The organism is Defluviicoccus vanus (assembly GCF_014672695.1).
Taxonomy (GTDB): domain Bacteria; phylum Pseudomonadota; class Alphaproteobacteria; order Rhodospirillales; family Defluviicoccaceae; genus Defluviicoccus; species Defluviicoccus vanus.
Map to the genome: position 1 here is coordinate 1067714 of NZ_CP053923.1, position 26660 is coordinate 1094373.

A 26660-nucleotide genomic window follows, 5' to 3' on the forward strand; every position below is an offset into this window, starting at 1 on the left:
CCAGGACACATGCGGCTGCGATTGCTGCGTGTGTCCTAGCAGCCTGTCGGACTTAACGCGAGGCGGAGCTGTGGGTTATAGAATCCGGGCATGGATTCACGCCCCCGGCCCGGACCTCTTCGGCATGAGCAACTTCCGCCCGATCGACCGCGACAGCGGATTTCTGATGCCGCCGTCGGTGGACGAGTGGCTTCCGCAGCGGCACTTGGCGCGGTTCGTGGTGGAGGTGATCGCGGGGCTGGATCTGCGGCCGATGACCGGCAGCTACCGTGGCTCTGGGGAAGCGTCCTACCACCCCAGCCTTCTGCTGGGCATTCTGATCTACGGCTACGCCACCGGGGTGTTCTCCAGCCGCAAGCTGGAGCGGGCGACCTATGACAGCGTGGCGTTCCGCTTCATCGCGGCGAACGATCATCCGGACCATGACACCATCGCCGCGTTCCGCCGACGCTTTCTGCCGCAGATCGAGAAGCTGTTCGTCCAGGTGCTGGTGCTCGCGCGCGAGATGGGCGTGCTGAAGCTGGGAACGGTCGGGCTCGACGGGACCAAGGTCCACGCCAATGCCAGCCGGCACAGCGCGCTGTCCTATGACCATGCGGGCAAGCTGGAGGCCCAACTGCAGGCCGAAGTGGCCGATCTCATGGCCAAGGCAGAAGCGGCGGACCAGGTGGACATCGCTGACGGCATGTCGATCCCCGACGAATTGGCGCGACGTGAGGAACGGTTGTCCAGGCTCGCCGAGGCCCGGGCGAAGATCGAGGCCCGCGCGAAGGAACGCTTCGAACGGGAGCAGGCAGACCATCAGGCGAAACTCGCAGCACGGGACGCCAAGGCAGCGGCCACCGGCAAGAAGCCCACGGGCCGTGAGCCGAAGCCGCCGGTGGCGACGCCGCTGCCCACGGATCAGATCAATCTGACCGACGAGGAAAGCCGCATCATGGCGGTGGCGGGCGGCGGTTTTGAGCAGTGCTACAATGCGCAGGCGGCGGTGGCGGCGGGCAGTCTGCTGGTGGTGGTCGCCGACGTGGTGCAGGCGCCCAACGACAAGCAGCAGCTTACACCCATGCTGGACAAGATCGGCACTCTGCCGGACGTGCTCGGCAGGCCGGACATGCTGTTGGCGGACAATGGCTACTTCAGCGAGGCGAATGTGCAGGCCTGTGTGGCCGGCGGGATCGAACCGCTGATCGCACTTGGTCGCGAGGCGCATCATCTCAGCCTGCAAGAGCGCTTCGCTGCGGCGCCACCGGCGCCCGAAGACCCCACCCCGGTTCAGGCGATGGCGTATCGGCTGCGCACGCCGCAGGGCCGCGCGCTCTACGCCCTGCGCAAGCAGACGCCCGAGCCAGTGTTTGGCATCATCAAGTCCGTGCTGGGGTTCCGGCAGTTCCTGCTGCGCGGGCTCAATGCCGCCCGTGGCGAGTGGAGGCTTGTGACCATGGCATGGAACCTGAAGCGGATGTTCGCCCTCAGCCGCGCCGTCTAGCCTGCGCGGCCAGTTCCGCAGGCGCGCCAGCGCGACCGCACCGCCCAAAATGGCGCTGACAGAGGCGCCGACGCACCGATCCCTACGCAGGTCCGGCGACGCCCGAGACGCAAGTCCGACAGGCTGCTAGTAGCCTTGTAACCAGGGTGAGGATTCGGCGCTGGTAACCTTCGAGTGCCCGTTGGCGAAATAAGTGGCAAGGATCGCGTGGTTCACCCTACCGGGAGAAACCACGCGATCCGCTACATTGAACAACCTTATGCCATCAGGGTGTATCGGCTGCGCAGAGCCACGGCCGATGAGAGTGCGCTTCCAAGACCATCGAGGGGCTGCGCCGCACGCAGGTATGTGCGGCACTGGCGGCTACTAATAGAGGCAGGCGACGCTGCGCGCTGCGGGATCAGTGGTGTTCTCGCGACTGCCGCTGCTACTTCTCGCCGGGGCATGCTTCGGATGGAGCATCACCGCCTCTTCGGCCTCGGCGGCGCTGCTTTCGCCATTGCGCGACCTCTCGCCGTGAGCGTCGAAGCCAGTATCGAACCCCACTTCCTCGGCCACAAGGTACAAGGGCCGCTGCTTGACCTCGGTGAACACTCTGCCAAGGTATTCGCCGATCACGCCCAGGCTGAGCAGTTGCACCCCGGCAAAGAAGGTCACCGCAATCATCAGCGACGATACCGCTGGCACGTCGGTGCCGTAGATCGACTCCCGCAGCAGGCAGTAAAGGCCGTAGCCGAGGGCAAACAGCGAGATGATGCCGCCGACGTAGGACCAGATACGCAACGGAATCATGCTGAACGAGGTAATCGCATCCAAGGCAAAGCGCCACAGGCCGAGATTGCTCCAACCGGAACTGCCGTTCTTGCGCGCTTCGACGTCGAAAAGGACTCCGATCTGCCGGAAACCGATCCAGGTATAGAGCCCCTTGGTGAACCGGGTACGCTCAGTCAGGCTGTTGAGCGCATCGACGGCTCGCCGGTCGATCAAGCGAAAGTCACAGGCCCCTTCCGGCAGTTTGGTCTGCGCCACCACCGCAAAGGTGCGGTAAAATATTCGGGTGAGCACCCGGCGCAGACCACGCCCCGCTTGCGGCCGACGCTGCCCATAGACGACCGGATAGCCCTCGCGCCAGTAGGCAACAAAGTCCTCGATCAACTCCGGCGGATGCTGCAGGTCGCCATCCATCAGGACGACGGCGTCGCCGCGGGCGTACCGCAACCCTGCCGCCAGCGCCACCTCCTTGCCAAAATTGCGACTAAAGCTGACGATACGGATCTGAGAGTGCTGCCGGTACAAGACCTTCAGGCGCGCGACGGTGTCGTCGATGCTGCCGTCGTCGATGCAGATGATTTCGCTGGCCATGCCAATGCGGTCGAGCACCGGCAGCAGCCTTGCAAACATGGGGTCGAGATTGGCAGCTTCGTCTCGCATAGGAATGACGATGGATAGCAGCGGACGGCCGGAGAGCGACTGGACTCGCGGGCCGCTCTTCACTGTTCGTTCGCCTTCATAAAGGTGAACCATGCGGATATTTTTTTCCCTGAACCAACGCGCGCTGAATTTACACGAATTTGTGACAACAATCAGCGCATTTGCAACAGGCGGATCATGACGCTCCCTCCGCGGCAATGCGGCGGCAAGAACGAAGAGATGTGCGGGAGAATGCGGTGAGTCAGCGGGAGCGCATGGTCGTCCTCTGCGCCGATGATTTCGGGCTGGCACCTGGAGTGAGCGAAGCGATCTTGTTCTTGGTTGAACACGCTCGTTTGTCTGCCACAAGTTGCATGGCGGTAGCCTCGGACTGGCCGCGGGCAGCGGCGTTGTTGCAACCCTTATCGGCCACCATTGACGTCGGGCTACACCTCACCTTGACGACCCTTCCGCCCTTGGGACCGATGCCGGTCCTCGCTCCGCAGGGTCGCTTACCATCGCTGCCGGGTTTGATGCGAGCGGCGTTTACGGGTCAGCTCAATGGCCGTGAAATTGGCACCGAATTGCGGCGGCAGCTTGACGCCTTCATGGCCGCATTCGGACGTGAACCCGATTTCATCGACGGCCACCAGCACGTCCATGTCCTGCCCACCATTCGTAACGAAACGCTGGCGCTGCTGCAGGATGCCGCGCTGACCGCCGCCGGCACCTACCTGCGCATTCCTTGGGAGCATCCCGCGCGCATCCTCAAGCGTGGGACATCTCGCCGCCGATCGCTGGTCATCGCCGGCCTATCCCTGCGGTTGGCGAAGCAGGCGCGCCTTCAGGGCGTTCTCGCCAACCACGGTTTTGGCGGTGTCCGCGACTTTGATCCGCGCATGGACTATCGCCACTTCTTCCAGCGAACCCTGGCTGGGCTCGGCGCGAACTCGATCATCATGTGCCATCCTGGCCACGTGGATGCGGCGCTGCGCGCGGTGGATGCCGTTACCACCACCCGCGCCCAGGAGTTTGCCTATTTCGCCAGCGATGCTTTCTGTCAGGATCTCGCCGCCGCCAACTGTCGCCTGAGCCGCTTCCGCGCCATGACGTCGCGGCGGTGACCGCTCCGGTGGCGCCTCTGTGGCCTGGCCGCCAAACTGCCCACCCCACCTTACCGCCGTGCCTGACCGGTCACTTGCGCCGACAAGGAGAGCGAACGGCCCTTTCGCTTCACGCTCACATCGATACGATTTCCCGCCGCGATCAGCCCGACCCGGTTACGCAGGTCGCCAGCATTGGTAATGGGATGGCCATCAATGGCAACAATCACATCGCCGATGCGGATACCGGCACGATCGGCCGGTGAACCCGACTCCACCTGGGTGACAAGCGCTCCCTCACCGCGGTCGAGGTCCAGGCTCTCAGCCATGTCGGGGGTTACGTCCTGCACCGCGATTCCCAACCGACCGTGACGCACTTCGCCGAAGCGGACCAGTTGCTCCATCACCCCGCGGGCCATGTTGCTGGGAACGGCGAAGCCAATGCCGATGTTGCCGCCTCCCGGCGACAGGATCGCGGTGTTGATGCCGATCAGCGAGCCGTGCAGATCCACCAGGGCGCCGCCGGAGTTACCCGGGTTGATCGAGGCATCGGTCTGGATGAAATCCTCGTAGCCGCCCACCTTCAATCCGGTGCGGCCAAGTGCGCTGACGATACCGGAGGTCACCGTTTGGCCAAGTCCGAAGGGATTGCCGATGGCGACGACGAAATCGCCGACCTTGAGCGCCTCGGAGTCACCGAAGGGAAGCTCGCTGAGGCCATCCGCCTCGATGCGCAGCAAGGCAATATCGGTCGCCTCGTCGCTGCCGACCAGTTGCGCCTTCAGCCGCCGCCGGTCCTTCAGGGTGACGAAGATTTCAAGCCCGTTCGCCACTACGTGGTGGTTGGTGAGCACATAGCCATGGCTGCTGTCGACGATCACCCCCGAACCGGCGCTGACCTGGGTCCGCTCCTCCGGCATCCCCTCGGGGATATTGAAGAAGCGGCGAANAAACGGGTCGCGCAGCAACGGATTGTCGGCCACCGGCGACCGGGAGACGACGGCAATGTTGACCACCGCCGGCGTGACCCGATCGAGAAGTGGCGCCAGGGTCGGAACCCCACCGCCACCGCTGAGAACGTCCAGCGGAATCGATGAGGCGCGAGCACTGCCCATAGGGCCAACACAAGCGCAAACAGCGACAAGCAGAAGCAGAATATGACGACGACTCACGTTGATGGCTCCGACACACAGTGCTGGCGTGTTCAATCCTGGCAACAGGAGCGAGGCAGGCCTAGCCTTTGTTGATTGGAATGAGCCTTACATCCTTTGGTGCACCAGCCAGCTTCGCAACCCAGACTGTCAACACACCGTTTTTGTAGGTCGCCTTGACGGACTCCTGGTCAACGAACGCCGGGAGGGCAATGGTCCGCTGCAACGTCCCATACAGTCGTTCGTTGATGCGAAAGCCATTGCCCTGGCGGTCACGGCTGGCGTGCTTCTCAGCCTTGATGGTTATGCACTCCTCCCCCAGGGTAACCTCAATGTCGCGCTCTTCGAGACCAGGCATTTCCGCTGTCAGTTCAATCTCATTTTCCAACTCGACGAGATCGATGCGGATATCGATCGCCTGCAGCGTCATGCCCCAGTTGGCGTGAAAGCTCGGCGTCGGAATGTTGCCCCAGAAGGATTCGAAGGCGCGGTTGATGTCGGCCTGCAGCGCTCGCAGCGGTTGCGCCGCGCTTTCCGGGTCGCCGCCCATGCCCGCCTGCGGCGGCCACCGCCACAGCATCAGGTCGCGAAAGTCCATCAGCCATATCCTCCCCTGAGTGTCGCGAGTCGTCAGCCAGCACGCACTTTTATTGTTTTCGCCGGCGCCGGCAGCGACTTTGGCAAGGTCAGGCGCAGGAGTCCGTCCTTCAACGCCGCCTCAATCTGATCGGTATTGATCGTCTCGGCGAGAGTAAAGGACCGTTCGAAGTCGCCGACACGATACTCGCCTACCGTCAGCACGGCACCCGCGGGCACAGACGCCTGTGTTCGCCCGCTGACGGTGAGCACACGCTTGTCCAGCGTCACGTTCAGGCCGTCAGTGCCGACCCNCGGCAGTTCGAGAATCGCAACGAGGGCCTCCTTCGTCTCATAGATGTCGGCAACCGGCCGCAGCGCCGGCACTGTGCGTGTATTCTCGGCGCCCGGAGCGCCGGTCATTCTGTCGCTCATCACCCGTCTCCTCGCCTAAACCGTACCGATCTGAATCTTGCGTGGCTTATCCGTTTCCGGTCGCGGCAACTCGATTCGCAGGATGCCGCAGTCCACCGATGCGCGCACCCGCTCCGCATCGACGTTGGAGGGCAAGGTAATGGTGCGAACGAAGGGTCCGCTCACCCGCTCCCGCCGATGGACGCTGACCTCGGCCGACGGCATGGTGGGATGCCGCACCCCTTTGATCGTCAAGCTGTTGAGATGCACCGAGAGATCGAGATCGTCCAGCGATACGCCTGGGATTTGCGCCGTGACAACGATGCCCTCTTCGCCCCGCCAAATGTTCATCGGCGGATAGTCACCTTCGGTGGCGGTGTACTCATCACCGAAGGCGCGATTGATTTCGTCCTGGATGCGCTTCAAGGTGGCCAGTGGCTCAACCCAGAACTCTGTCGGCGGCGAATACCTGACCATGGTTTCCTCCTGCTGTCGTGCGCGGCAGAACGACCCGTCGGTGGCGGCCCGTATCACAAGCTATCGAGCCAGACCGCTGGCGAGATCGTCGCCGATCTGATGTAGCCTGCGAGACGGACCGGCTCAACCCTTGCGCTTGCGCTCCGTATCAGCACGGCGCGGTAACAGCCGCTGGCCAGCCGGGCGCGGCCGCTGCCCCTTGCCGGGTGTTCGCCCGCTCGATGATGCGGCGGTGGGCGGCAGGTCGGAATCGCCCAAGGGATGCCCGGCAGCGAAACCGAGATAGCTCCAGGTTTCGCGCATAAATGGCGGCAACGGCGCCAGAACGCTGACCTCGCCGCCGTCGGGATGGGGAAACTGGATCCGGCGCGCAAGGAGGTGCAACCGCGTATCCAATTCGGCACCAGCAAGACGTGCGCCGTCGCCACCGTACTTGCGATCACCCAGGATCGGCGCATCCAATGCGGCGCAGTGAACACGCAACTGATGCGTCCGCCCGGTAACCGGTTCCAGTGCCAGCCAAGCCGCCCGCCGCCCCGCTCTGTCCACCACGCGGTAGGTGGTTACCGCGACGTCGCCTGTCGCCTCGTCCACCACCATCCGTTCACCATCGGCAGTGCGGCGCTTCACCAGCGGTAAGCTGATACGGCCGCTGGCAACCTCGGGCACCCCCACGACGATCGCCCAGTAAAGTTTGCGCACCAGCTTGTTACGGAAGGCCGCGGTAAGCTGTGCCGCAGCACTCACCGTCCGCGCCAGCAGCAGAACGCCAGAGGTATCCTTGTCGAGGCGATGGACCAGACGCGGCCGCTGGCCGCCAAAGGACAGCGCCTCCAGCATGGCATCCAGATGCCGGCGGACCATGCTGCCTCCCTGCACTGCCAAACCGGCCGGCTTGTCGATGACGATCACCGCATCGTCCATGTGCAGAATCGACCCCCGCAGCGCTTTGGCGTCGGCCTCCGCCACCGGCGGCCGCTGCGCCACCGGTCGCTTCGCCGCGGCGGTATCCTCACCGCGCGGTGGAACGCGGACCTGCTGACCGGCGCTCAGCCGTTCACCGGCCTTGACCCGTCGCCCGTCGATACGCACCCAGCCGAGACGCAGCCATCGCTCCAAGAGGCCGTGGGTCACCTCGGGATAGTGGCGGTGAAACCAGCGATCAAGGCGCAGGCCATCCTCGTCTGCGGCAACGCCCACAACCTCAACGCCCGTCATCGCCACCTCCACNNCGCGCGCCTTGCGATCGCGCAAGCCCTGCCAATAAGCGAGGCGCTTGCCGATTTCCTTTTCATACCCCCGCTCACTCGGCGAATAGAGCGTCTGTCGCGGCATCTCGTCCGGAAAGTAGTTCTGGCCGGAAAAGCCCTCCGGCGTGTGATGGTCGTAGACGTAGCCGGCGCCGTAGCCCAGTTCACCCATCAGCCGCGTCGGGGCGTTGAGAATATGCTTCGGCGGCATCAACGAGCCGCTCTCCCGCGCCAAGCGCCGCGATGCTTTTTCTGCCCGATAGGCAGCGTTTGACTTTGGTGCCGAAGCGAGGAAAACGACCACCTGGATCAGCGCCAGTTCACCCTCGGGCGAGCCCAACCGCTCGTAGGTCTCCCATCCGGCCAGGGCCTGCACCAGGGCCTGTGGTTCGGCCAGCCCCACGTCCTCAACCGCGAACCGCACCAGCCGGCGAGCGATAAAGCGCGGGTCTTCACCACCCTCAAGCATGCGCGCCAGCCAGTAGAGGGCGGCGTCGGTATCTGAACCGCGCATGGACTTGTGCAGCGCGCTGATGAGATTGTAATGTCCCTCCTGTGCCTTGTCGTAGAGTGGCATCCGCCGTTGCACCATGTCCGCCAGCGCCGCCACGTTCAACGGCGAGACGTCCTGCGGCAGATCGGCGAGAAGGTCTACCAGGTTGAGCAGGTAGCGACCATCGCCATCGGCCATCGCCCGCAATGCGGTCCGCGCCTCGGCATCGAGCGGCACTGGCCTGCCTTGCTCGGCTTCCGCCCGCGCAAGAATGCGCTCCAGCGCTGTATCGTCGAGGCGGTTGAGGACCAGCACCCGGCAACGCGACAGCAGCGGTGCATTGAGTTCGAATGAGGGATTTTCAGTTGTTGCACCGACGAGGATGACCGTGCCGTCTTCGACGCAAGGCAGAAAGCCGTCCTGCTGCGCTCGATTGAAACGATGGATCTCATCAATGAAGAGCAGCGTGCCGCGGCCGTCAGCGCGGCGACGCCGTGCCGCATCGAACACCTTGCGCAGGTCGGCGACACCGGAGAAGACCGCCGAGAGTGGCTCGAAGTGCAGGTCGGTGGCATCGGCCAGTAACCGGGCAATGGTCGTCTTGCCGGTGCCGGGCGGTCCCCAGAGGATCATCGAGGTGATGCGTCCGGCGTCGATCATCCGCCGGATCGCGCCTTNCGCCCCCAGCAGATGATCCTGACCGACGACATCGGCCAGCCGCTTCGGACGAAGGCGGTCGGCAAGCGGCTGCGGTGCCAGCTTTTCGAACAGCGACGACACGGGACCTTTCCGCCGCCCTTATGCGGGCTTTGCTGCTGCGGTTACGCCGCAGCGAGCCTGTTCGCCCGCGGACAGCTTCAACGCCGCGGGCCACCGCCGGCCCCGCCCCGCCCGAAGGCAGGCGAGCGCGGCTTAGCTTTCGGCCGCGTCGGCCAGTGCCTTTTCGGCCGCCGCCCGCGCCTTGTCTTCGGCGCCCTTCACCTCCGGATCGCGATCGACCAGTTCGATCACCGCCAACGGCGCGTTATCACCGTAGCGGAATCCGGCTTTGAGCACCCGTGTATAACCACCCGGACGATCGCGGTAACGATCGGCCAGTGTGCTGAACACCTTGCGCACGATAACATCATCGCGCAGGAAGGCGTTGGCTTGGCGCCGGGCGTGTAGGCCGCCGCGCTTACCAAGCGTAATCATGCGATCGGCAAACCGACGCAACTCCTTCGCCTTCGGCACGGTGGTGACGATCTGCTCGTGCAGCATGAGCGACACCGTCATGTTGGCGAACATTGCCAGCCGATGGTTCGTGGGCCGATCGAGTTTGCGCCCGCTCATGCGATGACGCATCGCTCTTTCTCCTCTTCTTCGTGCGTTTCAGCGACGCGACGGGTGGTCTCAGTAAGGCTCTTCCAGCCGCTTGGCCAGATCCTCGATGTTCTCCGGCGGCCAGTTGACGATTTCCATACCGAGGGAAAGCCCCATCTGTGCCAGCACTTCCTTGATTTCGTTCAAGGATTTGCGGCCGAAGTTCGGTGTCCGCAGCATGTCGGCCTCGGTCTTCTGCACCAGATCGCCAATATAGATGATATTGTCGTTCTTCAGACAGTTGGCCGAGCGAACCGACAGTTCCAGTTCGTCCACCTTGCGCAGCAGATTGCGATTGAACGGCAACTCGTCGCGCCGCTCCTCCTCTGTTGCCGCCTGTGGCTCCTCGAAATTGATGAACAGCTGCAACTGGTCCTGCAGGATCCTCGCCGCCAGCGCCACCGCGTCCTCGGNGGACACCGCGCCGTTGCTGGTCACCTCAAGCGAGAGCTTGTCGTGGTCGGTGACCTGGCCAACGCGGGTATTCTCGACCTTGTACGCCACTTTGCGTACTGGCGAGTAGATGGCGTCAATGGGAATGAGGCCGATCGGTGCGTCCTCACTGCGGTTCGCACCGGCTGGGACGTAGCCTTTGCCGCTCTCCACCACCAGTTCCATCGCCAACCGCGCACCTTCATCCAGCGTGCAGATGACCAAGCTCGGATTCATGACCTCGATGTCGTGGCCCGTGGTGATCATCCCCGCGGTGACTTCGCCCGGACCAGTGGCATTCAGCGTTACCCGCTTCGGACCTTCACCGCCCATCCGCAGTGCCAACGTCTTGATATTCAGCACGATGTCAGTCACGTCCTCACGGACGCCGGGTATGGTCGAAAACTCGTGCAGGACACCATCGATCCGCAGCGCTGTCACTGCCGCGCCTTGCAGCGACGACAACAGGACCCGCCGCAGCGAGTTGCCAAGGGTGAGCCCGAATCCCCGCTCTAGCGGCTCCGCTATAATCGTAGCGCTGCGCCGGGNGTCGGCGCCTGGAATGACCTCAAGCTTGACCGGCTTGATCAGTGCTTGCCAATTCCGCTGAATCACGTGCGACCTCATCCTCAACATGCCGTCTTCGGCCGGCTCAAACAGGCCATCGCCGGTCTCGTCACCGTCCAACGAAGGCCTTTCGACGGCGCTCCCCCGGAGCAACGGACCCTCTAGACACGCCGACGCTTGCGCGGACGACATCCGTTATGGGGGATCGGAGTAACGTCGCGTATGGCGGTTATGCTGAAGCCAACCGCCTGCAGTGCCCGGAGAGCTGACTCGCGTCCTGCTCCCGGCCCCTTCACCTCAACTTCAAGAGACTTCATCCCGAACTCCTGGGCCTTACGGCCAGCATCCTCCGCCGCCACCTGTGCGGCATAGGGCGTGGATTTTCGCGAACCCTTGAAGCCCTGCGCGCCCGACGACGACCAGGCAATGGCATTGCCTTGAACGTCGGTGATGGTAACCGTCGTATTATTGAACGTCGCGTTGATATGGGCGACGCCGGAAACGATATTCCGGCGCTCCTTCTTCTTCGAACGTTGTACCGCTGCTTTGGCCATGCCAACCTCTCGCCTGCTACTTCGTCACCTTCTTCTTGCCTGCAATCGGCTTGGCTGGCCCCTTTCGCGTTCGGGCGTTCGTATGCGTCCGCTGACCGCGCACCGGTAAACCTCGCCGGTGCCGCAGGCCACGGTAGCACCCCAGATCCATCAACCGTTTGATATTCATTGCCACTTCGCGCCGCAGATCGCCTTCGACGCGGTACTCGCGGTCAACCAGCTCTCTGATACGCAAAACTTCGGCATCGGACAATTCCTGCACCCGACGTTGGGTGGGTATGCCGACCTTGCTGCAGATGTCTTTAGCGGTCTTACGCCCAATCCCATGAATATAGGTCAGGGCAATTTCGACTCGCTTCTGCGTTGGTATATTTACGCCAGCAACGCGCGCCACTTACGCACCTTCATTCGTTTGTCAGGGAAACAACCGGCAACACGCCACAAGCGTGGGGGCTGAATTATAGGTGTAACCCCCACCTAGTCAACTCATTGCCTGTTTGTCAATGACAGATTGCACTTTTTCGGTTACTTCGTCGATCGGACCCATGCCGTCCACCCGTTTCACCAGCCCCCGCTCATCATAGAAAGCGATGATTGGCTCGGTTTGAACGTGATAGGCCTTCAGCCGCTCCCGAACGGTCTCGGCATTGTCATCCTTGCGGCGGACAAACTCGACGCTGCCACACGTATCACACACCCCGCCCACCTTCGGGAGCTGGAACAGGTCGTGATAGCCGGCGCCGCATTTGGCGCAGGAATAACGCCCGGAGATCCGTGCGATCATCGCCTCATCGTCCACCTCGATGGACACGACCACATCAAGCTTCAGCTTCTTGGCATTCAGCATTACCTCCAAGGCCGTCGCTTGCGGTACCGTGCGCGGAAACCCGTCAAGGATGAAACCGGNGGCACAATCCGTCTGATCAAGCCGCTTGTCCATGATGTCGATGATGATGCTGTCGGGGACGAGATGCCCCGCCTTCATCAGCGTGTCAGCGTTGCGGCCAATCTCGCTGCCCGCCGCAACTTCTGCCCGCAGCATCTCGCCAGTGGACAACTGGACGATGCCCAACCTCTCCTGCAGGCGCTTCGCCTGCGTGCCTTTGCCACTGCCCGGCGGCCCCAGCAATACCAGGTTCATCCTCTCCTCCCTTTAAGCTTCGCCTTTTTTATAAGCCCCTCGTACTGGTGCGCAATCAGGTGCGATTGTATCTGGGTGACCGTATCCATGGTTACCGTCACCACAATCAACAGACTGGTGCCACCGAAGAAGAACGGGACCGCAAAGCGGGAAATGAGAATCTCCGGCAGGATGCAGACAATCGCCAGGTAGGCGGCGCCGATGACAGTCAGCCGCGTCAAAACCCGGTCGAGATAGTCGGCAGTATTCTTGCCTGGACGAATCCCCGGAACGAAGCCGCCATGCTTCTTCAGATTATCCGCCGTCTCCACCGGGTTGAAGACAACGGCGGTGTAGAAGAAGGCGAAGAAGACGATCAGCAGCACATACAGCGCCAGATACAGCGGCTGGCCGTGACCGAGGTAGGCGGAAATGGTGCTGAACCACGACGGACCCTGCCCGGCGAAAAAGCTCATCAGCGTAATCGGCATCAGCAGCAGCGATGAGGCAAAAATCGGCGGGATGACGCCCGAGGTGTTGATCTTCAACGGCAGGTGGGTGCTCTCGCCGCCAGTGATCCGCATCCCCACTTGGCGCTTCGGGTACTGAATGATGATCCGTCGCTGAGCCCGCTCGACGAAGACGACACAGAAGACCACCGCGACCACCAGGATCATCAGTACCAGGATGAACACCGTCGACATCGCCCCGGTGCGTCCCAGTTCCAGCGTTGCCGCTATCGAGTGGGGAAAGGAGGCGACAATGCCGGTAAAGATGATCAGCGAAATACCGTTGCCCACACCGCGGGCGGTAATCTGCTCGCCGAGCCACATCAGGAACATGGTTCCGCCCACCAGGGTAATCACGGTGGTGAAGCGAAAGAACAGCCCCGGATCCAGCACCGCCGGTCCCATCGACGAGCGCATGCCCTCCATGCCGACGGCAAGCCCATAAGCTTGCGCGGCGGTGATCAGCACCGTCAGATAGCGGGTGTACTGGTTCAGCTTTTTCCGCCCCTGCTCGCCTTCCTTTTTGATGGCGTCGAGGCTGGGGATGACCGGCGTCATCAGTTGAATAATGATCGATGCCGAGATGTACGGCATGATGTTGAGGGCGAAGATCGTCATCCGCGCCAGGGCGCCGCCGGCAAAGACGTTGAACATGCCGAGGATGCCGCCAGCCTGGCGGGCAAACACATCGTTGATCACCGCCGGCTCGATGCCCGGCAGCGGAATGTAGGTACCGATGCGGTAGACGATCAGGGCTGCGAGCGTGAACCAGATCCGCTTGCGCAGCTCGGTNNTTGCCTTGCCGAGAGCGCCAAGGTTGAAATTAGCGGCTAGGTTGTCCGCGGCGGACGCCATGCTCGCGCTCCCCCTCTCCGCCTAGGTCTTGGCCGCGTCGGCAGCCGCGTCACCATCACTGTCCGCGTCTGCAACTGCCGGCTTGCCACCAACAATCACGATGCTGCCGCCAAGCTTCTCGAGCTTCTCGATCGCGGACTTCGACGCACCGACCACATGAAAGGTCACACCGGCACTCAGTTCGCCTTCGCCCAGCAAACGGACACCGTCATAGGTCCGCCGGAAGAGTCCGGCGCCACGTAGGCTCGCCGCGTCGATCGGCTGTGTCGGATCAAGCCGGCCGGCATCGATCGCCTTCTGCACCCGTCCCAGGTTCACCACCACAAAGGTTTTGCGGAAAGGGTTCTTGAAGCCGCGCTTCGGCAGCCGCCGGTGCAGCGGCATCTGGCCGCCTTCGAAGCCGACGTTGCTATTGTTGCCGCTGCGCGCCTTCTCGCCCTTGTGACCGCGGGTCGAGGTCTTGCCCATGCCGGAGCCGATACCGCGGCCGATCCGCTTGCGCGGCCGGGTGGAACCGGGATTATCTCTGATTTCGTTCAGCTTCATCGCTCACCTGCCACCAGCATCGCGACCAGGGTCGCCGCCCTCACGGGAGGTCCTCGACCTGGATTAGATGACGCACCTTGTCGATCATGCCGCGAACCGAGGGCGTATCTTCCAGTTCACGCGTCCGGTTAAGCTTGTTCAGCCCAAGCCCGATCAACGTTGCCCGCTGGTCCGCTTTCCTGCCGATTGGGCTTCGGATCTGTGTGACCCGCACCCGCTTCTGGCTTGCATTGCTTATCATCTCTTCACCTTAACCGCCGGTGCGACCCCGTTTTGGACGCCAGGACTGCACCCGGCCGCTGGTCTCCGCGCTCGCCCCTGTCGCTCCGCCTTTATCGTGTCCGGGCGCTATGCCCGTGCCCGCTCGCCGCCGGCGGTATCGCTGCGGCGAGCGACGATCTCGCCCACCCGCTTGCCACGCCGCGCCGCCACTGCCCGCGGCGAATAGCATTTCCGCAGCGCATCGAACACCGCTTTAACCATGTTGTGCGGGTTGGAGGTACCGATCGATTTCGCCACCACGTCCTGCACGCCCATGGTCTCAAACACCGCTCGCATCGGTCCGCCGGCGATCACCCCGGTACCCGGCGGTGACGAGCGGAGAACCACAAGTCCAGCGCCGTAATGGCCCTGCACGTCGTGGTGCAGCGTGCGGCCATCGCGCAATGGAACCCGGATCATGTGATTCTTCGCATGATCCGTCGCCTTGCGGATCGCCTCCGGCACCTCGCGCGCCTTACCGGTGCCGTAACCGACGCGACCGCGTCCGTCACCGACCACCACCAGCGCGGCAAAGGAGAACCGGCGGCCACCCTTAACCACCTTGGCGACACGGTTGATCGCCACCAACTTGTCGCTGAATTCGTTTTCTTCGCTCTGCTGACCGCCGCCACGCTCGCGGTTCTGATCGCGCTCGCGCTCGCCTCTCCGTCCACCCGGACTCCGCGCCATCTCCGTCTCCTCAGAAAGACAAACCGGCTTCGCGAGCCGCGTCCGCCAAAGCCTTGACCCGGCCGTGGTAGCGATACCCGCCGCGATCGAACACCACCGCCGAGACGCCCGCTGCGAGCGCACGCTCAGCCACCAGCTTGCCCACCTGACCGGCGAGTTCAGCACCTTTTGCCGCACTGTCCGCCGTGCGGATCTCCTTCTCCAGCGACGAAGCCGCAGCGACGGTCCGCCGCTGCCGATCGTCGATGACCTGCGCATAGATATGCTGGTTCGACCGGAACACCGACAGACGCGGTTTGCCGTTCGCCCGGCCAACTAGGCGAAAGCGGTTGCGCTGCTTACGCTGCTCGAAAAGCTCCGCTGAAGTGGACATGGATTACTTCTTCTTGCCTTCCTTGCGTACGACGAACTCGTTGTCGTACTTGATGCNCCCCTTGCCCTTGTAGGGCTCGACCGACCGAAAGGCGCGGATTTCCGCCGCCACTTGGCCTACCAGCTGCTTATCAGCGCCACTGACAATGATATGCGTCTGATCCGGACACTCGATCTTGATCGTTTCCGGGATGTCATAGCGAATCTCGTGGCTGTACCCAAGCTGCAGGACCAACTGGCTTCCCTGCAGCGCGGCACGATAGCCGACACCGTTGATATCAAGCTTGCGGCTGAAGCCGGTCGCGACGCCGTTGATCAGGTTGGCGACACGCGTGCGCGCCGTCCCCCACATCATCCGCGCCCGCCGGTTGTCCACCCGCGGCTTGACAACGATGCTATCGCCATCGCGGCTCAGATCGATCTCGTCGACCAGCGTCAAATTCAGCGTCCCGAGCTTACCCTCGGCACTGATCCGGTGACCGTCGATGGCCACCGTGACGCCGGCCGGCACCGCTACCGGGTGCTTACCAACCCGCGACATTGCTGCCTCCGTCCCTTCGCCGCATCAGAATACCTTGCACAACACTTCGCCGCCCACGTGCGCATCCCGCGCCTCGGCGTCGGAAATCACCCCGCGCGGCGTCGACAGGATGGCGACACCAAGGCCGTTGTAGACACGCGGCAGATCCTTGATCGACGAGTACACTCGCCGCCCCGGCCGTGAAACACGGCTGATCTCGCGGATCACCGGATCGCCCTCGTGGTACTTGAGCTCGATCCGCAACTCGCGTACTCCCGGACGAACGTCGTGCTCGCTGTAGCCGCGGATATAACCCTCACGCTGCAGTACTTCGAGCACTCGCTGATGCAGCTTCGAGGCGGGAGCAATCACTGCACCCTTGCGTGCCCGCTGGCCATTGCGGATGCGGGTCAGCATATCCCCGAGCGGATCGGACATGGACATTGGCGCCGCTCCTTACCAGCTGGCCTTGACCATGCCAGGAATCTGGCCGGTCGAAGCCAAGTCGCGAACGGCGATACGCGACAGGCCAAACTTACGATAGTTGCCACGCGGACGACCGGTCAGCTCACAGCGGAGTCGGATACGCGTTGGCGATGAATTGCGGGGCAGTTTGGCCAGCTTCAGGCGAGCGGCAAACCGATCTTCTGGTGAGACAGTCACGTCCTTTGCCCGCGCCTTCAACGCCTCGCGCCGGTGCGCGAACTTTTCCGCCAGCCGTTTACGCTTGTCGTTGCGCTCTTTCAAACTCTTCTTTGCCATGCTGCTTTCCCGCTCCCCTTCAGTTCGCGAAGGGCATGTCGAATGCCTTGAGCAACGCCTGTGCCTCGGCGTCGTTGTTGGCGGTGGTGCAGATAACGATATCGAGGCCGCGGATCTCATCCACCTTGTCGTAGGAGATCTCGGCAAAGATGATCTGTTCTTTAATCCCCATGGCGAAGTTGCCACGGCCATCGAAGCTCTTGCGCGACACGCCACGGAAATCGCGGATGCGTGGCAAGGCGATGGTGATCAGCCGATCGAGGAATTCGTACATTCGCTCGCGCCGCAGCGTCACCTTGCAGCCGATGGGCATCCCCTCTCGGAGCTTGAAGGTGGCGATGGACTTCCGTGCCCGGGTGATGACCGGCTTTTGGCCGACAATCAGTGTCAGGTCGCCGGCGGCTGCTTCCACCTTGCGCTTGTCCTGCACCGCCTCGCCGACGCCCATGTTCACCACCACCTTGGTAATGCGGGGAATCTGCATTGGATTAGCGTAATTGAACTGCTCCTGCATTACCCGCCGGACGTTCTCGTTGTAGTGATCGCGCAAGCGTGACATGCCCGCGTCTCCTAGCGATCGATGATCTCGCCGGACCGCTTGGCGAAACGGACCTTGCGGCCGTCATCGAGAAAGCGGAAGCCGACGCGAGTCGGNTTGGTTCGTCTTCGGATCCAGGTGCGTCAGGTTGGACACATCGATCGGGCCCTCCTGCTCGATGATCCCGCCTTGCGTCTTCATGCTCTGGCGCACGTGGCGCTTGATCATGTTGACTCNCTGGACAATGGCACGGTGCTCCTTCGGCATCACCTTCAGCACCTCGCCGACCTTGCCCTTGCTGCGGCCGGTCAGCACCATCACTTTGTCGCCCTTACGGATCTTACTCGCCATCACAGCACCTCGGGGGCGAGCGAGACGATNCTTCATGTAACCTTTCGAGCGGAGCTCGCGGGTTACCGGTCCGAAGATGCGCGTCCCGATGGGTTCGCCCTGCTTGTTGATCAGCACCGCGGCGTTGCGATCGAAGCGGATGACCGAACCGTCGGCGCGACGAATGTCCTTCGCCGTGCGCACCACGACGGCCCGCAGGACCTCGCCCTTCTTGACGCGTCCACGCGGAATCGCATCCTTGACCGAGACGACGATCACGTCTCCGACGTAGGCATACTTGCGCTTCGAGCCGCCAAGCACGCGAATACATTGCACGTTGCGCGCGCCGGAATTATCGGCAACGTCCAAGTTCGTTTCGACTTGGATCATGGTTCGCCCTCTTTTCTGTCCGCCGCCGTCAGACCGGGTCGGTCAACACTTCCCAGCACTTCCGCTTCGACAGCGGCCGGCATTCGCGTATCCGCACAACGTCGCCCGCCTTACAAGCATTGCCCTCATCGTGGGCCATGTACTTCTTCGACTGACGAATAAACTTCTTGTAGATCGGATGCATGACGCGCCGCTCGACCAAGACAATAATCGTCTTGTCCGCCTTATCGCTCACCACAACACCCTGCAAAACGCGTCTTGGCATCGGCTATTCCGCCACTACACTTTTGCCGGCGACAGCTCGCCGACGTTCCGTCAAAATCGTCTTGACCCGTGCGATGTCCCGACGCACCTGATGCCGGCGCGCCGAGTTTTCCAACTGGCCGCTTGCCGCCTGGAAGCGCAAGTTGAACGCCTCCTTGCGCAGCTGGTGCAACTCGTCCACCAACTCGTCGTCACTCTTGCGCCGCAGCTCGGCCCCATTCATCGCCTCACTCCTCCTCACCGGCGCGGGCGACAAAGCGGGTGCGTATCGGCAGCTTCGCCGCCGCTAGCCCAAGCGCCTGCCGCGCCACATCCACCGGCACGCCATCTACCTCGAACATGATCCGCCCGGCCTTCACCCGGCAGACCCAGAACTCGGGGGCACCCTTGCCGCCGCCCATCCGCACTTCCGCCGGCTTCGAACTCACTGGAACATCGGGGAAGATCCGGATCCAGACCCGGCCGGCACGGCGCATGAACCGGGTCAGTGCACGCCGCGCCGCCTCGATCTGGCGGGCGGTGATCCGCTCCGGCTGCATCGCCTTCAGCCCATAGCTACCGAAGTTTAACTCGGTTGCTCCCTTGGCAAGGCCGTGAATCCGGCCTTTGTGCTGCTTGCGATACTTCGTTCGCTTCGGACTGAGCATCTCTCGCTACTTTCCTCGCGTCGCCGCCTAGCGCGCCGCCTGCTGATCCATAAGTCGCTTGTCGACGGCCATCGGGTCGTGAACCATGATGTCGCCCTTGTAGATNNCCCAGACCTTGACGCCGCAGACGCCATAGGTGGTCTGAGCCTGCGCGGTGCCGTAATCCACGTGTGCGCGCAAAGTGTGCAGCGGCACCCGGCCCTCGCGGTACCATACAGTCCGGGCAATTTCCGCACCGCCGAGCCGGCCACCGCAGTTGATCCGGATCCCCTGCGCGCCAAGCCGCACCGCCGACTGCACCGCGCGCTTCATCGCCCGGCGAGTCGAAACCCGGCGCTCGAGTTGCTGCGCGATCCCTTCCGCCACCAGCTTCGCATCAAGTTCCGGCTTGCGGATCTCGACGATGTTCAGGTGGACCTCGGCCTTGGTCAGCTTCGCCAGCTCCAGGCGGATCCGCTCGATGTCAGCGCCCTTCTTGCCGATCACCACACCCGGACGCGCGGTATGAATGGTGATCCGTGCCTTCTTCGCCGGACGTTCGATGACGACGCGGGATACACCCGCCTGCTGCAGCCGCTTGTGCAGGAACTTGCGAATGCGCAAATCCTNCTCGTGCAGCAGGGACGCATAGCTCTCATCGGCGAACCAGCGTGAATCCCAGGTGCGGTTGATGCCGAGACGAAGCCCGACCGGACTGACTTTCTGCCCCATCAGTGGGCCTCCTCCTGCCACTCGCGCAACACGACGCGGATCTGGCTGAATGCCTTTTCAATCCGTGCCGCGCGGCCGCGCGCCCGCGGCGAAAACCGCTTCATCACCAGTGTCTTGCCAACCGTCGCCTCAGCCACATAGAGGCGGTCGACGTCGAGCTGATGGTTGTTCTCGGCGTTGGCGATCGCCGACTGCAACACCTTACGCACGTCCTGGGCGATCCGTCGCCGGCAGAATTCCAATTCCGCCAGCGCCTGGCCACAGGCTTTGCCGCGAATGAGCTGCGCCACCACGTTCAGCTTACGCGGACTGATCCGCAGCTGATTGGCAACCGCCATCGCTTCGTTATCGGCCAGGGGCCGTGGATATGCCGGCTTCCCCATCACCTACCCTCGCTTCGCCTTCTTGTCACCGGAGTGACCGTGGAAGGTGCGCGTCGGCGAGAACTCGCCGAACTTGTGCCCAACCATGTTCTCAGTGACCAGCACCGGGACAAACTTCTTGCCGTTGTGCACGCCAAACGTCAGACCGACGAATTGCGGGATGATCGTCGAACGGCGCGACCAAGTGCGGATAATCTCGTTGCGCTTGGCGCCACGTACCTGTTCCGCCTTCTTNNCAACAGATAGCTGTCGATGAACGGACCTTTCCAAACCGACCGCGGCACGGTGGATCGCCCTCCCTTACTTGTCGCGATGACGACGGCGCATGATCAGCCCGTCCGTCCGCTTGTTGTTGCGCGTCCGCTTGCCCTTGGTCGGCTTGCCCCACGGCGTCACCGGATGCCGGCCACCGGAGGTCTTGCCTTCGCCACCACCATGCGGATGGTCAATCGGGTTCATCGCTACGCCGCGCACGCTCGGGCGGATCCCAAGCCAGCGCGATCGTCCCGCCTTGCCGAACTTGACGTTCTGCTGATCCGGGTTGGATACGGCGCCGATTGTCGCCATGCACTCCGCCCGGACCAACCTGAGTTCGCCCGAATTCAGTCGTAGCTGAGCATAGCCCTGGTCCTTGCCGATCAACTGCGCGTAGGTCCCAGCGGAACGGGCGATCTGCCCGCCCTTGCCCTTCTTCATCTCCACATTGTGGATGATCGTGCCCACGGGAATGCTCTGCATCGGCATCGCATTTCCGGGTTTGATATCCGCCACCTTGCCGGAGATGACCGCATCACCCACCGCCAGCCGCTGCGGCGCCAGGATGTAGGCGCTCTCACCGTCCTCGTAGCGAATGAGGGCGATGAACGCCGTCCGGTTCGGATCGAATTCCAGCCGCTCCACGACCCCCGGGACGTCGAACTTCGTCCGCTTGAAGTCAACCAGCCGGTAGCGTCGCTTGTGACCGCCGCCCCGCCGCCGTGCCGTGACCCGGCCGAGGTTGTTGCGGCCGCCCTTGCTGCGCAGGCCTTCGGTGAGCCCCTTCTCCGGCTTACCCTTCCACAGCGCGCCNNACGCTCGATCAGCACGAGCCCGCGCTGGCCTGGTGTCGTCGGCTTGTATTGCCTCAATCCCATCGCCGCTCTCCTAGAGGCCCGTGGTCACGTCGATGGTCTGGCCTTCGGCCAGGGTGACGATCGCCTTCTTCGTCTCGGCGCGCTGGCCGAGATGACCACGAAAGCGCTTTATCTTCCCCTTCTGGCGCAGCGTATTAACGGCCATCACCTTAACCTTGAACAGCCGCTCCACCGCCGCCTTGATCTCAGGCTTGGTCGCATCGGTCGCGACCAGAAACGTCACCTGATTGTGCTCGGTGATCATCGTCGCCTTTTCGGTAATCACCGGCCGGCGTACCACCTCGTNAAGCGCGTTCGGTGCCGACGCGCACTTCGCGGCGCCGATAGGGCTTCGTCATGCGAGGCGCTCCTTCAGCTTGTCTACCGCGGCGCGGGTCAGGACCAGCGTCCCGTGGCGAAGTATGTCGTAAACGTTGGCGCCCTGGGTCGGCAGCACATCAACGCCGATCAGATTGCGCGCGGCCCGGGCAAAATTGACCTCGACCACCTCGCCATCGATCACCAGCGCCCGCTGCCAGCCGAGTTTCACCGCGTGTGCCGCCAGCGCCTTGCTTTTCGGCTCGGTGAGTTCGGCCTTGTCGAGCACCACCAGCAAGCCGTCGGCCCGCTTCGCCGAAAGGGCGCTCTTCAGCGCCAGCCGGCGGACCTTCTTCGGCAGGTCGATGGCATGCGAGCGCACCAACGGCCCGAAGACCACAGCGCCACCGCGCATATGCGGCCCCTTGCTCGATCCCTGCCGCGCGTGTCCCGTACCCTTCTGGCGAAATGGCTTCTTCGCCGTCCGTGCCACTTCGCCGCGCAGCTTCGTTTTGTGCGTCCCGGCGCGGCGCTTAGCCAGCTGCCAGTTTATCGTCCGCGCCATCACGTCCGGTCGAACATCGACGGCGAAAATCGCCTCGTCCAGTTCGACCGTACCCACGGTCTCGTTATTCAGATTGACCACATCCCACTGCACCGGCGCTTACTCCTTGCTTCCGCCGTCGCCGGCGTCGCTCGCGGGTGCTGTCACACTGGCCGCGGTCGCTTTGATGGCCGCCGGCAGCGGCGCCGCATCCGGGCGCTTGCGTTTGACCGCATCCTTGATCAGCACGTAGCCGTTCTTCGCCCCCGGCACGCCGCCACGGATGAGGATCAGACCACGCTCCACATCGGTCATCACCACTTCCAGGTTCTGTACCGTCACCTGCTTCGCGCCCATGTGACCGGCCATCTTCTTGCCTTTGAAGACGCGTCCCGGATCCTGGCGGTTGCCGGTGGAGCCATGGCTGCGGTGACTGATCGACACACCATGGGTCGCGCGCAGGCCACCAAAGTTGTGCCGCTTCATCGACCCGGCAAAGCCCTTGCCGATGGACACTCCGGTGACGTCCACCTTCTGCCCGGCGACAAAGTGCTCCACCGACAGCTCAGCGCCCAGCTCAAGCAATGCCTCGGCGTCGCAGCGGAATTCCACCACCTTACGCTTCGGTTCGACGTTCGCCTTGGCGAAATGGCCACGCATCGGCTGCGTGACATTCTTCGTCTTCGCCGTACCAATACCCAGCTGCACCGCGGTATAGCCGTCGCGGTCTTCGGTGCGCTGCTGGGTTACTTGGCAGCTGTCGACGCGCAGCACCGAGACCGGCACGTGCGTGGCGTCGTCGCGGAACACCCGCGACATTCCCAGCTTCTGCGCGATTAAGCCCGTTCGTTTCACGGCACGGCCCCTTAGAGCTTGATCTCCACGTCGACGCCGGCAGCAAGGTCGAGCTTCATCAGCGCGTCCACCGTCTGCGGCGTCGGATCGATGATATCGAGCACCCGCTTGTGGGTGCGTATTTCAAACTGCTCACGCGACTTCTTGTCGATGTGCGGCGAGCGAAGCACGGTGAAGCGCTCGATCCGTGTCGGCAGCGGAATCGGACCCCGCACCTGAGCTCCGGTCCGGCGCGCGGTGTTGACGATCTCGCGCGCCGATTGGTCGAGCACCCGGTGGTCGAAGGCCCTGAGGCCGATGCGTATGTTCTGGCTATCCATCGCCATTCGTCCGCCGAAGCGCTCCTTCTTTACTTAATGATCTTGGCGACGACGCCGGCACCGACGGTGCGGCCGCCTTCGCGGATGGCGAAACGCAGGCCGTCATCCATGGCGATCGGCTGGATCAGCTCAACTTCCATCGAAATGTTGTCGCCCGGCATCACCATCTCGGTGCCCTCGGGCAACTCCACCGTCCCCGTCACGTCCGTCGTCCGGAAGTAAAACTGCGGGCGATACTTGGTGAAGAACGGTGTGTGGCGACCGCCCTCCTCCTTGGTCAGAATATACGCCTCGCAGGTGAACTTGGTGTGCGGCGTGATCGTTCCCGGCTTCGCCAGAACCTGACCCCGCTCCACATCCTCACGCTTGGTGCCGCGCAGCAGCACGCCGATGTTGTCGCCTGCCTCGCCCTGGTCCAGCAGCTTGCGGAACATCTCCACACCGGTGCAGGTGGTCTTGGTCGTCGCCTTCAGGCCGACAATCTCCACCTCTTCGCCAACCTTGACGATGCCACGCTCTACCCGCCCGGTCACCACCGTGCCGCGGCCGGAGATCGAGAACACGTCCTCGATCGGCATCAGGAATGGCAGGTTCTTCGGCCGTTCCGGCTGCGGAATGTACGCATCCACCGCCGCCATCAGCTCGAGGATCGCGTCCTTGCCAATCGTCGGATCGCGGCCTTCCAGCGCCGCCAACGCCGAGCCCTTGACGATCGGAATGTCGTCGCCGGGGAAATCGTAGCTCGACAGCAGCTCGCGCAGCTCCAGCTCAACCAGTTCCAGCAGCTCCGGGTCGTCCACCATGTCCACTTTGTTCATGAACACGACGATCGCCGGCACACCAACCTGCCGTGCCAGCAGAATGTGCTCGCGCGTCTGCGGCATCGGACCGTCCGCCGCCGAAACGACGAGGATCGCCCCGTCCATCTGCGCCGCGCCGGTGATCATGTTCTTCACGTAGTCGGCGTGACCCGGGCAGTCCACGTGCGCGTAGTGCCGGTTCGCCGTCTGGTACTCAACGTGCGCGGTCGAAATCGTGATCCCGCGCGCCTTCTCCTCCGGCGCCTTGTCGATCTGATCGAACGGCGTGAACTCCGCACCGCCCGTCTCCGACAATACCTTGGTGATCGCCGCCGTCAGCGTCGTCTTGCCGTGGTCCACGTGACCAATCGTCCCCACGTTGCAATGCGGCTTGTTGCGCTCAAACTTTGCCTTGGCCATCTTTGTCCNGCTCCGCTTTCCCTCAGACGCTCGCTAACCTGCCAACTTTTGCCGCACGACTTCCAGAATCTGCTGCGGCACGTCGGCATAGCGTTCAAACTGCATCGTGTACTGCGCTCGACCCTGGCTCATGGACCGAAGCACGTTGACGTATCCAAACATCGTCGCCAGCGGCACCATCGCGGTGATCACCCGCGCGTTGCCACGCTGATCCATCGAAGTGACCTGGCCACGTCGGCTGTTCAGGTCGCCGATGATGTCGCCCATGTAGTCGTCAGGCGTCACCACCTCTACCTTCATCACCGGCTCCAGCAGCTTCGGCCCCGCCTTCGGCAACCCTTCGCGAAAGGCCGCGCGTGCGGCGATTTCGAAGGCCATCACGCTTGAATCGACGTCATGATAGGCACCGTCGATCAGGCTTACCTTGAAGTCGATCACCGGAAAGCCGGCGATCACACCGCTCTCCCGGGACGTCTCGAGTCCCTTCTGCACCCCTGGTACGTATTCCTTGGGCACCGCGCCGCCGACGATCTTGCTCTCGAAGACGAAGCCGGAGCCAGGCTCCAGCGGCTCGAATTTCAGCGTGATCCGCGCAAACTGACCAGCACCACCGGTCTGCTTCTTGTGGGTGTAATCCACCGTGGCGACACGGGAGATNNAGGTCTCGCGATAGGCCACCTGTGGCTGGCCCACATTCGCTTCGACCTTGAATTCGCGCCGCATCCGATCGACGATGATCTCGAGATGCAACTCGCCCATCCCTTTGATCACCGTCTGGCCGCTCTCCATGTCGGAGGAGACGCGGAAGCTCGGGTCTTCCGCCGCCAGGCGCGACAGGGCGACACCCATCTTTTCTTGGTCGGCTTTCGTCTTCGGCTCGACCGCCACTTCGATAACCGGATCCGGGAATTCCATCCGCTCAAGGACGATGGGATGGCGCGGATCGCACAGGGTATCGCCGGTCGTTGTCTGCTTCAGACCAGGCACGGCAACGATATCGCCGGTGCGGGCTTCGCGGATGTCTTCGCGCGAGTTGGCATGCATCAGCAGCATCCGGCCGACGCGCTCACCCTTGTCCTTCACCGTATTCTGCACCTGATCGCCACTCTGCACCACGCCGGAATAAATCCGCACAAAGGTGAGGGTGCCGACGAAGGGGTCGTTCATGATCTTGAACGCCAGCGCCGAAAACTTCTCGTCATCGGAGGGCGCCCGCTGCAATTCCTCATCGCTGCCGGGCTTGACGCCATGCATCGGCGGCACGTCAGCTGGCGAGGGCAGAAAGTCCACCACCGCGTCCAGCAACGGCTGCACGCCTTTGTTCTTGAACGCCGTACCGCAGATCACCGGGACGAACAGTCCGGTGACTGTTCCCTTGCGGATACAGCGGGTCAGCGTCACTTCGTCTGGTTCCTCACCCTCGAGGTAGGCCTCCAGCGCGGCCTCGTCCTGCTCCACCGCGAGCTCAAGCAGCTCGTGGCGATAGGACAGCGCATCGTCCATCATCTCTGCTGGGATCTCGCCGCAGGTGAACTCGGCGCCGAGCGATTCATCTTTCCAGACCACCGCTTGCATCCGCACCAGATCGACGACGCCCTTGAACTCGGACTCGGCGCCGATCGGCAACTGCAGCACAAGCGGCACCGCACCAAGCCGATCCTTGATCATCGCCACGCAGCGATAGAAGTCAGCGCCGATGCGGTCCATCTTGTTGACGAAGCAGACGCGCGGCACGCTGTACTTGTCCGCCTGCCGCCACACCGTCTCTGACTGCGGCTCAACCCCGGCGACAGAGTCGAACACCGCCACCGCCCCGTCGAGCACCCGCAGACTGCGCTCCACCTCGATGGTGAAGTCCACGTGGCCGGGGGTGTCGATGATGTTGATCCGGTGGTCGCGCCAGAAGCAAGTCGTCGCAGCCGAGGTGATGGTGATCCCTCGCTCCTGCTCCTGCTCCATCCAGTCCATCGTCGCGGTGCCCTCGTGCACTTCGCCGATTTTGTAGGACTTACCGGTATAATAGAGTACCCGCTCGGTCGTAGTCGTCTTGCCGGCATCGATGTGAGCCATGATGCCGATATTGCGATAATTTTCGAGCGGCGTCGTGCGGGACATCGA

33 protein-coding genes and 5 pseudogenes are annotated in these 26660 nt (G+C 63.0%); 2 read left to right on the top strand and 36 right to left on the bottom strand.

Annotated features, from left to right (window positions below):
• Positions 1 to 124: 124 nt before the first annotated feature.
• Positions 125 to 1486 (top strand): IS1182 family transposase, encoded by a 1362-nt coding sequence (locus HQ394_RS04760; protein WP_190260069.1) that lies wholly within the window; start codon positions 125 to 127, stop codon positions 1484 to 1486.
• 366 nt (positions 1487 to 1852) lie between these two features.
• On the opposite strand, the gene HQ394_RS04765 is transcribed toward HQ394_RS04760, so the two are convergent.
• Positions 1853 to 3010, bottom strand: a complete 1158-nt coding sequence (locus HQ394_RS04765) for a glycosyltransferase family 2 protein (protein ID WP_190262280.1) — start codon at positions 3008 to 3010, stop codon at positions 1853 to 1855.
• Between the two features lie 161 nt (positions 3011 to 3171).
• Between HQ394_RS04765 and HQ394_RS04770 the strand changes: the two genes are divergently transcribed.
• On the top strand, positions 3172 to 4020 hold the full coding sequence (locus tag HQ394_RS04770) for a ChbG/HpnK family deacetylase (protein ID WP_223292032.1): 849 nt from the start codon (positions 3172 to 3174) through the stop codon (positions 4018 to 4020).
• A gap of 50 nt (positions 4021 to 4070) precedes the next feature.
• On the opposite strand, the gene HQ394_RS04775 is transcribed toward HQ394_RS04770, so the two are convergent.
• From HQ394_RS04775 to fusA, 35 genes and pseudogenes are all read right to left on the bottom strand, one after another.
• Positions 4071 to 5114: a Do family serine endopeptidase gene (locus tag HQ394_RS04775; protein ID WP_190262283.1), complete on the bottom strand. Its 1044-nt coding sequence runs from the start codon at positions 5112 to 5114 to the stop codon at positions 4071 to 4073.
• Positions 5115 to 5232: 118 nt separating this feature from the next.
• Positions 5233 to 5748: an Hsp20/alpha crystallin family protein gene (locus tag HQ394_RS04780; protein ID WP_190262285.1), complete on the bottom strand. Its 516-nt coding sequence runs from the start codon at positions 5746 to 5748 to the stop codon at positions 5233 to 5235.
• A gap of 32 nt (positions 5749 to 5780) precedes the next feature.
• Positions 5781 to 6161, bottom strand: a complete 381-nt coding sequence (locus HQ394_RS04785) for an Hsp20/alpha crystallin family protein (RefSeq protein ID WP_190262287.1) — start codon at positions 6159 to 6161, stop codon at positions 5781 to 5783.
• Between the two features lie 15 nt (positions 6162 to 6176).
• Positions 6177 to 6617, bottom strand: coding sequence for an Hsp20/alpha crystallin family protein (locus HQ394_RS04790; RefSeq protein ID WP_190262288.1), 441 nt, complete (start codon positions 6615 to 6617; stop codon positions 6177 to 6179).
• 123 nt (positions 6618 to 6740) lie between these two features.
• The gene (locus tag HQ394_RS19550; RefSeq protein ID WP_317629032.1) at positions 6741 to 7835 is read right to left on the bottom strand and encodes an RluA family pseudouridine synthase; all 1095 of its coding nucleotides are present in this window, start codon (positions 7833 to 7835) and stop codon (positions 6741 to 6743) included.
• Between the two features lie 21 nt (positions 7836 to 7856).
• Positions 7857 to 9140: pseudogene (locus tag HQ394_RS19555) on the bottom strand (replication-associated recombination protein A); the annotation flags it as partial.
• Between the two features lie 132 nt (positions 9141 to 9272).
• The gene (gene rplQ / locus HQ394_RS04800; RefSeq protein WP_223291853.1) at positions 9273 to 9704 is read right to left on the bottom strand and encodes a 50S ribosomal protein L17; all 432 of its coding nucleotides are present in this window, start codon (positions 9702 to 9704) and stop codon (positions 9273 to 9275) included.
• A 48-nt stretch (positions 9705 to 9752) separates the two neighbouring features.
• A complete protein-coding gene (locus tag HQ394_RS04805) occupies positions 9753 to 10769 on the bottom strand; it encodes a DNA-directed RNA polymerase subunit alpha (RefSeq protein WP_223291854.1) in 1017 nt (338 codons plus the stop codon).
• Between the two features lie 113 nt (positions 10770 to 10882).
• Complete coding sequence (gene rpsK / locus HQ394_RS04810) at positions 10883 to 11275, bottom strand: 30S ribosomal protein S11 (protein ID WP_190262292.1); 393 nt, start codon at positions 11273 to 11275, stop codon at positions 10883 to 10885.
• Positions 11276 to 11291: 16 nt separating this feature from the next.
• Positions 11292 to 11669 (bottom strand): 30S ribosomal protein S13, encoded by a 378-nt coding sequence (rpsM, locus tag HQ394_RS04815; RefSeq protein WP_190262294.1) that lies wholly within the window; start codon positions 11667 to 11669, stop codon positions 11292 to 11294.
• Positions 11670 to 11756: 87 nt separating this feature from the next.
• Positions 11757 to 12416: an adenylate kinase gene (locus HQ394_RS04820; RefSeq protein WP_190262296.1), complete on the bottom strand. Its 660-nt coding sequence runs from the start codon at positions 12414 to 12416 to the stop codon at positions 11757 to 11759.
• Positions 12413 to 13759 carry a preprotein translocase subunit SecY gene (gene secY, locus HQ394_RS04825; RefSeq protein WP_190262298.1) on the bottom strand — a complete coding sequence of 449 codons (1347 nt, stop codon included), beginning with the start codon at positions 13757 to 13759 and terminating at the stop codon, positions 12413 to 12415. Before secY ends, HQ394_RS04820 begins: the two co-directional genes overlap by 4 nt.
• 21 nt (positions 13760 to 13780) lie before the next feature.
• A complete protein-coding gene (gene rplO / locus HQ394_RS04830) occupies positions 13781 to 14305 on the bottom strand; it encodes a 50S ribosomal protein L15 (RefSeq protein WP_190262300.1) in 525 nt (174 codons plus the stop codon).
• Between the two features lie 40 nt (positions 14306 to 14345).
• Positions 14346 to 14546, bottom strand: a complete 201-nt coding sequence (rpmD, locus tag HQ394_RS04835; RefSeq protein ID WP_190262302.1) for a 50S ribosomal protein L30 — start codon at positions 14544 to 14546, stop codon at positions 14346 to 14348.
• A gap of 107 nt (positions 14547 to 14653) precedes the next feature.
• A complete protein-coding gene (gene rpsE / locus HQ394_RS04840) occupies positions 14654 to 15256 on the bottom strand; it encodes a 30S ribosomal protein S5 (RefSeq protein WP_190262304.1) in 603 nt (200 codons plus the stop codon).
• A gap of 10 nt (positions 15257 to 15266) precedes the next feature.
• Positions 15267 to 15629, bottom strand: coding sequence for a 50S ribosomal protein L18 (rplR, locus tag HQ394_RS04845; protein ID WP_190262306.1), 363 nt, complete (start codon positions 15627 to 15629; stop codon positions 15267 to 15269).
• 3 nt (positions 15630 to 15632) lie between these two features.
• Entirely contained in the window at positions 15633 to 16169 is a 537-nt protein-coding gene (rplF, locus tag HQ394_RS04850) for a 50S ribosomal protein L6 (RefSeq protein WP_190262308.1), read from the bottom strand.
• Positions 16170 to 16193: 24 nt separating this feature from the next.
• Positions 16194 to 16592: a 30S ribosomal protein S8 gene (gene rpsH / locus HQ394_RS04855; protein ID WP_190262310.1), complete on the bottom strand. Its 399-nt coding sequence runs from the start codon at positions 16590 to 16592 to the stop codon at positions 16194 to 16196.
• Between the two features lie 12 nt (positions 16593 to 16604).
• A complete protein-coding gene (gene rpsN / locus HQ394_RS04860) occupies positions 16605 to 16910 on the bottom strand; it encodes a 30S ribosomal protein S14 (RefSeq protein ID WP_190262312.1) in 306 nt (101 codons plus the stop codon).
• 19 nt (positions 16911 to 16929) lie between these two features.
• The gene (gene rplE / locus HQ394_RS04865; RefSeq protein WP_190262314.1) at positions 16930 to 17469 is read right to left on the bottom strand and encodes a 50S ribosomal protein L5; all 540 of its coding nucleotides are present in this window, start codon (positions 17467 to 17469) and stop codon (positions 16930 to 16932) included.
• Between the two features lie 11 nt (positions 17470 to 17480).
• Positions 17481 to 17802 (bottom strand): annotated as a pseudogene (gene rplX, locus HQ394_RS04870) (50S ribosomal protein L24).
• Positions 17799 to 18168, bottom strand: a pseudogene (gene rplN / locus HQ394_RS04875) (50S ribosomal protein L14). The pseudogenes rplX and rplN overlap by 4 nt, the downstream one beginning before the upstream one ends.
• Before the next feature lie 28 nt (positions 18169 to 18196).
• Positions 18197 to 18433 carry a 30S ribosomal protein S17 gene (gene rpsQ / locus HQ394_RS04880; protein ID WP_190262316.1) on the bottom strand — a complete coding sequence of 79 codons (237 nt, stop codon included), beginning with the start codon at positions 18431 to 18433 and terminating at the stop codon, positions 18197 to 18199.
• A 3-nt stretch (positions 18434 to 18436) separates the two neighbouring features.
• Positions 18437 to 18655 (bottom strand): 50S ribosomal protein L29, encoded by a 219-nt coding sequence (gene rpmC, locus HQ394_RS04885; protein ID WP_190262318.1) that lies wholly within the window; start codon positions 18653 to 18655, stop codon positions 18437 to 18439.
• A gap of 4 nt (positions 18656 to 18659) precedes the next feature.
• Complete coding sequence (gene rplP / locus HQ394_RS04890; RefSeq protein ID WP_190262319.1) at positions 18660 to 19079, bottom strand: 50S ribosomal protein L16; 420 nt, start codon at positions 19077 to 19079, stop codon at positions 18660 to 18662.
• Between the two features lie 27 nt (positions 19080 to 19106).
• Positions 19107 to 19790 carry a 30S ribosomal protein S3 gene (gene rpsC, locus HQ394_RS04895; RefSeq protein ID WP_190262321.1) on the bottom strand — a complete coding sequence of 228 codons (684 nt, stop codon included), beginning with the start codon at positions 19788 to 19790 and terminating at the stop codon, positions 19107 to 19109.
• Complete coding sequence (gene rplV, locus HQ394_RS04900) at positions 19790 to 20173, bottom strand: 50S ribosomal protein L22 (RefSeq protein ID WP_190262323.1); 384 nt, start codon at positions 20171 to 20173, stop codon at positions 19790 to 19792. The genes rpsC and rplV overlap by 1 nt, the downstream gene beginning before the upstream one ends.
• 3 nt (positions 20174 to 20176) lie before the next feature.
• Positions 20177 to 20457: pseudogene (rpsS, locus tag HQ394_RS04905) on the bottom strand (30S ribosomal protein S19).
• A gap of 16 nt (positions 20458 to 20473) precedes the next feature.
• Positions 20474 to 21306, bottom strand: a pseudogene (gene rplB / locus HQ394_RS04910) (50S ribosomal protein L2).
• A 10-nt stretch (positions 21307 to 21316) separates the two neighbouring features.
• Positions 21317 to 21631 (bottom strand): 50S ribosomal protein L23, encoded by a 315-nt coding sequence (locus tag HQ394_RS04915; protein ID WP_223292033.1) that lies wholly within the window; start codon positions 21629 to 21631, stop codon positions 21317 to 21319.
• Between the two features lie 9 nt (positions 21632 to 21640).
• Positions 21641 to 22261, bottom strand: coding sequence for a 50S ribosomal protein L4 (rplD, locus tag HQ394_RS04920; protein WP_190262327.1), 621 nt, complete (start codon positions 22259 to 22261; stop codon positions 21641 to 21643).
• Between the two features lie 6 nt (positions 22262 to 22267).
• On the bottom strand, positions 22268 to 23002 hold the full coding sequence (gene rplC / locus HQ394_RS04925; RefSeq protein WP_190262329.1) for a 50S ribosomal protein L3: 735 nt from the start codon (positions 23000 to 23002) through the stop codon (positions 22268 to 22270).
• Positions 23003 to 23013: 11 nt separating this feature from the next.
• A complete protein-coding gene (rpsJ, locus tag HQ394_RS04930) occupies positions 23014 to 23322 on the bottom strand; it encodes a 30S ribosomal protein S10 (RefSeq protein ID WP_190263131.1) in 309 nt (102 codons plus the stop codon).
• A 29-nt stretch (positions 23323 to 23351) separates the two neighbouring features.
• Complete coding sequence (tuf, locus tag HQ394_RS04935) at positions 23352 to 24542, bottom strand: elongation factor Tu (protein ID WP_190262331.1); 1191 nt, start codon at positions 24540 to 24542, stop codon at positions 23352 to 23354.
• Positions 24543 to 24575: 33 nt separating this feature from the next.
• The gene (fusA, locus tag HQ394_RS04940) at positions 24576 to 26657 is read right to left on the bottom strand and encodes an elongation factor G (protein ID WP_190262333.1); all 2082 of its coding nucleotides are present in this window, start codon (positions 26655 to 26657) and stop codon (positions 24576 to 24578) included.
• Between the last annotated feature and the right edge of the window lie 3 nt (positions 26658 to 26660).